This is a genomic window from uncultured Solobacterium sp. (genome assembly GCF_963517755.1).
In the GTDB taxonomy this organism is placed as follows: domain Bacteria; phylum Bacillota_I; class Bacilli_A; order Erysipelotrichales; family Erysipelotrichaceae; genus Bulleidia.
In genome coordinates this window covers 38,577-45,242 of sequence record NZ_CAUQGG010000012.1, presented here as the reverse complement: position 1 = coordinate 45,242, position 6,666 = coordinate 38,577, and the positions used below count along the sequence as shown (strand labels likewise).

Below are 6,666 nucleotides of genomic sequence, written 5' to 3'. Positions count from 1 at the left end.
AGCACGTTGCCGGGTCATCGAGAGCATGGTTTTCCATCGCTCTCCCTTTTTTTATACTTTTTATGTAAAGTTAGTGCTGACTTATAGCGCTTTTTATAAATCGTATTATAATGGTTTGGTGAGGTTTTCTATATGAAAGATTTAAGTTTAATTACAAAATCAGCTGATGAAACAAGAGAGCTTGGCGCTAAGATTGGTAAGCATAGTGAAGCTGGTATGGTCATCTTATTAGATGGTGACTTGGGTGCTGGTAAGACTTGTTTGACACAAGGTATTGCGAAGGGATTAGATATTAGTCGTAGCGTTACAAGTCCAACATTTACGATTCAAAAGATTTACCATGGAAGACTCTTGTTAAATCATATTGATGCATATCGTTTAGAAGGTGTTCATCAGGATTTAGGCTTTGATGAATATTTAAATGATGAGGGATTGACGGTTATTGAATGGTCACAATTTAGCCCTGATTTAGTTCCTGAGGAACATTTAAAGATTTCTATTCAATTATTAGAGAATGGCGATCGTGAATTTACTTTCCATGCGATTGGAAAGAAGTATGAAGATTTATTGGAGGTTCTAGCATGATTACTTTATGTATGGATACAAGTCATATCTATTTATCACTTGCGTTAATTCGTGATAATGAAATTATTGGTGAAGTACAGGAAGAGTGCTGGAAACATCAATCAGAAGAAATTTTCCCTAAACTTGAAGAAATGTTATCAAAATTATCTTTAAAGAGTGATGATATTGATCAGATTGTTATTACAAAGGGACCTGGTAGTTATACCGGTGTTCGTATTGCAATGACGATTGCGAAAGTATTCTGTTCCATGACGCATAAGCCACTGTATACTCTTCCTACGATGTTGTTGTATGCTGGCTTGGATGATTGTCGTGTAGTATTGGATGCACGTGGTAAACGTGTATATACTTGTGCCTATAAAAATGGCAAGGCTGTTGAAGAAGAACGAGTTGAATATATCGATGATCTTGAAAATGTGGTACGTGATGAAAAGCTCGTTGGTGATGGTCAATTATTTGGGAAAGAAACGTATTACCCAAACATGGCAAAGAACTTCTTGTTGTTAAAAAATGAGTGGCAGAAAGCAGAGAATGTGCATTTGATTGTGCCAGAGTATTTAAAGTCATCCGATGCATATAATATTCATAAATAATGATTCGAAAGATGATAGAAACAGATCTTTCGAAAGTCGTAGATCTTGAAAATATTTGTTTTCCAAAAGGGGGATGGACTTTAGCACAGTTTCGTTATGAACTTTTGGAAAATCCTTTCTCCAACTTATTGGTTTTTGAAGAGAATCAAGCAATCATTGGATATATTGATTGGTGGATTACTTATGAACAAGCTCAACTTGCAAATATTGCGGTTCATCCTGAAAGTTGGAAACAAGGTATTGGTCAACAATTATTGAATGAAGCTCTTCAAAACGCAATTGAAGAAGAGTGTGAAAATATGACATTGGAAGTACGTATATCAAATGAACGTGCAATTCAATTCTATGAAAAAAACGGGTTTATTTCTGTGAATACTCGCAAGAATTATTATGATGATGGCGAGAATGCATATCTAATGATTAAACCCTTAGGAGGTTTATAAATGACATTGATTTTAGCTTTAGAATCAAGCTGTGATGAAACAGCGTGTGCAATTATTAAGGATGGTAAAGAAATATTATCTAATATCGTATCATCACAGATAAATGTTCATACACAATATGGTGGTGTTGTGCCAGAGGTAGCTAGCCGTATCCACGTTGAAAATATATCAACAGTTATTGATGAAGCATTAAAGAAAGCCAATCTAACTATGGATGATATTGATGCGATTGCATATACGCAAGGACCTGGTTTAATTGGTTCGCTACATGTAGGTGTACAAGCGGCGAAGACAATTGCTTGGACATTCCATAAGCCATTAATACCAATCAATCATATGACAGGTCATATCTGGGCAAATAACTTTGTGGCAGATTTAAAGTTCCCATTACTAGCATTAGTGATTTCTGGGGGACATACACAACTTGTATATATGGAAAATGATTGGGATTATAAAGTCATCGGCACAACAAAGGATGATGCGATTGGGGAAGCATACGATAAGGTATCACGCGTATTAGGTACAGGCTATCCTGGTGGACCGGTTATTGATCGTATGGCAAAAGAGGGTAAAGAACATTATAAGTTACCATCCCCAAAGACAGATGGTGTATATGATTTTAGTTTCTCAGGCTTGAAGACAGCTGTATTACAGTTAATTCAACGTGAAGAAAAAGCAGGTAATGAAATCATCAAAGAAGATGTAGCATATGCTTTCCAGGAAACTGCATTAGGACAATTAACAGGAAAGACATTACAGGCTGTCGAGGATTTAAAGCCAAAGATGTTAGTCTTAGCAGGTGGTGTAGCAGCTAACTCAAGATTAAGACAGTTAATGACTGAGAAGATGCAAGCATATCCAAATACACAACTAGTGATTCCACCTATGTATTGTTGTACAGATAATGCGGCAATGATTGGTGCAGTTGGTTATGTTGCGTACAAACATGGATTATTTGGAGATCTTGCGGCAGCGGCTGATCCAGGCCTCATGATGCCAGGCGAAGAATAAAATTTAGCAAATTTTTCACAAATGGTGTTAAAATAGAGGACGGTGATAAATATGAGCGAAAAGAAAGTACCAAAGGCAACATTACAACGGTATCCTGTCTATTTAAAAGCATTACGTAAGCTACATGCAGATGGGATAAACAGAATTATGTCTAGGGAGTTGGCTGACTATGTATCTATCGAGTCAACAACAATCCGTCGTGACTTTAGTTTTTTAGGAAACCTTGGTAAGCAAGGTTATGGTTATAACGTTGAGGATTTAATCAGTATTTTCTCCAATCAGCTTGGTGTAAACTTTGATGAGAAGATTATTCTTGTCGGTGCTGGTAACCTTGGAAAAGCGTTATTGAATTACAATCACTGGAACCATATTGTCGGTGAAATCGTATGTGCATTTGATTTACATCCAGAGAATGTAAAGAAGGCATCTGTACCTGTATATAGTATGGATGAGATAGCTGAAAAGATGCCAAAAGGCTGCCGTATCGCTATTTTGTGTATCTCACAAGATGTACAGAAGACAGTAGATTTATTGGTTGCACATGGCATTCATGGATTTGTAAGTTTTGCGATGGAACATTTCTCGGTTCCATCAGGAGTATATGTACGACAGGTAGATGTCGTATCTAGTATTCAGGAATTGGTATTTGAAACCAATGCAATGAATAACTAATGTAGAAATAAGAATGGAGATTGAATAAGTATGCCTACAGAAATGAGTATCCGCGAACTATATCAGTTAGCGAAAGATGGAACAACACTAGAACTAGACCAGTTAGATTTTATCCAATTACAGGGATGGGTTCGTACAAACCGTGCTGGTAAGAATGTGTCTTTTATTGCCTTGAATGATGGAACATTCTTTAAGAATGCACAGATTGTGTATTCTTCTGATACTCTTTCCAATTACGCTGAAGTTGCCAAGTACTTAACAGGTACAGCAGTTTCTGTTGTTGGTAAATTTGTATTAACACCAGAAGCTTCTCAGCCATTTGAAATTCAGGCAACTGAAATCAATTTAGAAGGTGAATGCGATAGCACATACCCTTTACAGAAGAAGAGACATACATTTGAGTACTTACGTGAAATTGGTCATTTAAGACCACGTACGAATACTTTCTCTGCTGTATTTAGAGTACGTTCTGTGCTAGCAATGGCAATTCATCAATTCTTCCAAGATCAAGGATTTGTATATGTACATACACCAATCATTACAGGTGCTGATGCGGAAGGTGCAGGCGAAACATTTACAGTTACAACACGTGAAGATGGAAACTATGAAGAAGATTTCTTTGGCAAGCATGCGTCACTAACAGTATCTGGTCAGTTGCAAGCAGAAGCCTATGCAATGGCATTTAGAGATATCTATACATTTGGACCAACTTTCCGTGCTGAAAATTCTAATACAACAACACACGCAGCTGAGTTCTGGATGATTGAACCAGAAATGGCCTTTGCGGATTTAGATTACAGTATGGATGTAATCGAGGATATGTTAAAGTACTGTATTAACTATGTCATGGAAATGTGTCCAGAAGAGCTTGCGTTCTTCAATGAAAGAATTGATACATCTCTATTAGAACGTCTTGAGCATGTAAGAACTTCAACTTTCAAGCGTTTACCATACACAGAAGCAATTGAAATCTTAAAGAATGCAGATGTTAAGTTTGAAAACAACAACATTCACTGGGGTATGGATTTAAACACAGAACACGAGCGTTACATTACAGAGAAAGTTGTTAAAGGTCCTACATTCTTAATCGACTACCCAGAAGAGATTAAGGCATTCTATATGCGTCGTAATGACGATGGTAAGACAGTTGCGGCATGCGACTTATTAGTGCCAGGTATTGGTGAACTTGTTGGAGGAAGCCAACGTGAAGAAAGACTAGACATTCTAGAAAAGAAGATGGAAAGTCTTGGCATGAATGTAGATAGTTATCAGTGGTATCTCGACTTACGTAGATATGGTGGTTGCCAACATGCAGGTTTTGGCTTAGGATTTGAACGCTTAGTAATGTATATTACAGGTATGGAAAATATTCGTGACGTTATTCCTTTCGCAAGAACACCACGAAACTTAAACTTCTAAAAGAAATTATGATATGGGAGTGGTAATGCAAGCGGCTGCCACTTCCATTTTTATGGAGGTAACGATGTTATATCAAGTTAGTAAAGCCTCAAAATATTATGGCGTCGATACAATCTTTGAAGATGTTAATTTTGAGATTAAAGGTACAGAGAAGATTGCCCTTGTTGGTAGAAACGGTTGTGGTAAAACAACCTTTTTACGCTGTATGTGTGGGGAAGAACAATTTGATAAAGGGACGATTTCACAACAGAATAATACGGTCATTGGGTACTTATCACAGAAGGTATTGCCACATGATGAAAGAACTGTTGAGGAAGAACTACGTCTTATTTATGAACCGGTATTTGCGATGCAAGCAAGAATGCATGAATTAGAAAAGCAAATGGAGAAAGATGCGAGTGAAAAGGTTCTTGCGCAATACGCAACGGTTCAAGAACAGTTTGAAGCGATGAATGGATATCATTGGGAATCAGAGATGAAAACAGTCTTTACGCGCTTTGGTTTTCCGATTGAAGATCTTCAAAAGAAAATTGGAGAGTTCTCTGGTGGGCAAAAAACACGTATCGCATTCGTAAAACTACTATTATCAAAACCGGATGTCTTATTGTTGGATGAACCTACAAACCATTTGGATATTGATGCGATTGAGTGGTTGGAAGGCTATGTAAAGAATTATCCAAAGGCGGTAGTCATTGTATCACATGACCGGATGTTCTTAGATCATACAGTTGACGTTGTATATAATATGGAATATGGAAAGATGAAGCGCTATCCAGGTAACTATTCTAACTATGTCATTCAACGTGAAAATGATATTGAACGTCAACAATCTGCATATGCAAGACAACAGAAAGATATTCAGCGTTTAGAGGCGTTAATTGAAAAGTTCCGTTATAAAAAGAATAAAGCTGCTTTTGCACAGTCCAAGATTAAATATTTAGAGCGTATGGACCGTATTGAAGTGGATCAAACAGATGATAAAACATTTCATGCTAAATTTACTCCACGCGTAAAAGGTGGCGAAAAAGTATTGGAAGTTGAAAATCTTGCGATTGGATATGACCATGTTCTTACGACGATTTCGATGAAGATGCGCCGTGGCGATCGAATTGCGATTATTGGTCCAAATGGTACAGGAAAATCAACGTTTGTAAAGACACTCATGCACATCGTTCCTGCACTATCAGGTAGTTTCTTGTTTGGTCATCAAATTGAACAAGGATACTTTGATCAGCAGCTTGCACAGTTCTCTTCTGGTAAAACAGTACTAGAAGAAGTTTGGGATGAGTATCCAGATTTGGATAGAACAACTGTTCGTAGTGTATTAGGTCAGTTTTTATTCTCGGCAGATGATGTATTTAAAACCGTTGATGTTTTATCAGGTGGTGAGAAAGTACGCCTATCTTTTGTAAAACTATTATTACAGCATGCCAATATGTTAATACTGGATGAACCAACAAATCACTTAGATATTCCAGGCAAGGAAGCACTCGAATTATCCCTAAAGGGATTTACTGGTTCGATATTATTTGTTTCGCATGACCGTTACTTTATTCAACAGATGGCAACAGGTTTATTAATTCTAAGTAATGATGGCTGTAAGTTTGTAAATCAAACTTATGATGAATATATGAATCAAGAACCTGTACAAATAAGCGAAGCGAAACAAACAAGTAGTGAACCAAATCCTAAAAAAGAGGTGAAGAGGGCACTATCACCAGAAGCACGTCGTCGTGAGATTGCGAAACTTGAACGGTTGATTACAGAAAAAGAAGCGGAGTTAGAAGAGATGCGTGAACTTCGCTTTGAACCAGAATATTATCAAGATTATCAAAAGATGAATGATTTAGATCAAGATATAGATGATATACATAATGAATTAGCACATCTAGAAGAAAGATGGGCATCATTGTTAGAGGAAGTCGCATAATAAAAAGCCTAGT

Annotated in this window: 7 protein-coding genes; all 7 read left to right on the top strand. The window is 37.0% G+C overall.

All coding sequences use genetic code 11. The features are described 5' to 3' along the window. Positions 1–132 precede the first annotated feature (132 nt). Positions 133–585 carry a tRNA (adenosine(37)-N6)-threonylcarbamoyltransferase complex ATPase subunit type 1 TsaE gene (gene tsaE, locus RWM19_RS07450; protein WP_313985492.1) on the top strand — a complete coding sequence of 151 codons (453 nt, stop codon included), beginning with the start codon at positions 133–135 and terminating at the stop codon, positions 583–585. Continuing rightward, complete coding sequence (gene tsaB / locus RWM19_RS07445) at positions 582–1,178, top strand: tRNA (adenosine(37)-N6)-threonylcarbamoyltransferase complex dimerization subunit type 1 TsaB (RefSeq protein WP_313985489.1); 597 nt, start codon at positions 582–584, stop codon at positions 1,176–1,178. Before tsaE ends, tsaB begins: the two co-directional genes overlap by 4 nt. Positions 1,179–1,189: 11 nt before the next feature. Next, entirely contained in the window at positions 1,190–1,621 is a 432-nt protein-coding gene (gene rimI / locus RWM19_RS07440) for a ribosomal protein S18-alanine N-acetyltransferase (RefSeq protein WP_311491235.1), read from the top strand. Beyond that, on the top strand, positions 1,622–2,632 hold the full coding sequence (gene tsaD / locus RWM19_RS07435; RefSeq protein WP_294022158.1) for a tRNA (adenosine(37)-N6)-threonylcarbamoyltransferase complex transferase subunit TsaD: 1,011 nt from the start codon (positions 1,622–1,624) through the stop codon (positions 2,630–2,632). 51 nt (positions 2,633–2,683) lie between these two features. After that, positions 2,684–3,304, top strand: a complete 621-nt coding sequence (locus RWM19_RS07430; protein ID WP_294022157.1) for a redox-sensing transcriptional repressor Rex — start codon at positions 2,684–2,686, stop codon at positions 3,302–3,304. A gap of 30 nt (positions 3,305–3,334) precedes the next feature. Beyond that, a complete protein-coding gene (gene asnS / locus RWM19_RS07425) occupies positions 3,335–4,723 on the top strand; it encodes an asparagine--tRNA ligase (RefSeq protein ID WP_313985485.1) in 1,389 nt (462 codons plus the stop codon). A gap of 64 nt (positions 4,724–4,787) precedes the next feature. After that, positions 4,788–6,653 carry an ATP-binding cassette domain-containing protein gene (locus RWM19_RS07420; RefSeq protein ID WP_313985482.1) on the top strand — a complete coding sequence of 622 codons (1,866 nt, stop codon included), beginning with the start codon at positions 4,788–4,790 and terminating at the stop codon, positions 6,651–6,653. Positions 6,654–6,666 lie beyond the last annotated feature (13 nt).

Coding starts and splice junctions, on each gene's coding strand:
- tsaE (WP_313985492.1), top strand. CDS start 133: ATGAAAGATTTAAGTTTAATTACAAAATCAGCTGATGAAACAAGAGAG.
- tsaB (WP_313985489.1), top strand. CDS start 582: ATGATTACTTTATGTATGGATACAAGTCATATCTATTTATCACTTGCG.
- rimI (WP_311491235.1), top strand. CDS start 1,190: ATGATAGAAACAGATCTTTCGAAAGTCGTAGATCTTGAAAATATTTGT.
- tsaD (WP_294022158.1), top strand. CDS start 1,622: ATGACATTGATTTTAGCTTTAGAATCAAGCTGTGATGAAACAGCGTGT.
- RWM19_RS07430 (WP_294022157.1), top strand. CDS start 2,684: ATGAGCGAAAAGAAAGTACCAAAGGCAACATTACAACGGTATCCTGTC.
- asnS (WP_313985485.1), top strand. CDS start 3,335: ATGCCTACAGAAATGAGTATCCGCGAACTATATCAGTTAGCGAAAGAT.
- RWM19_RS07420 (WP_313985482.1), top strand. CDS start 4,788: ATGTTATATCAAGTTAGTAAAGCCTCAAAATATTATGGCGTCGATACA.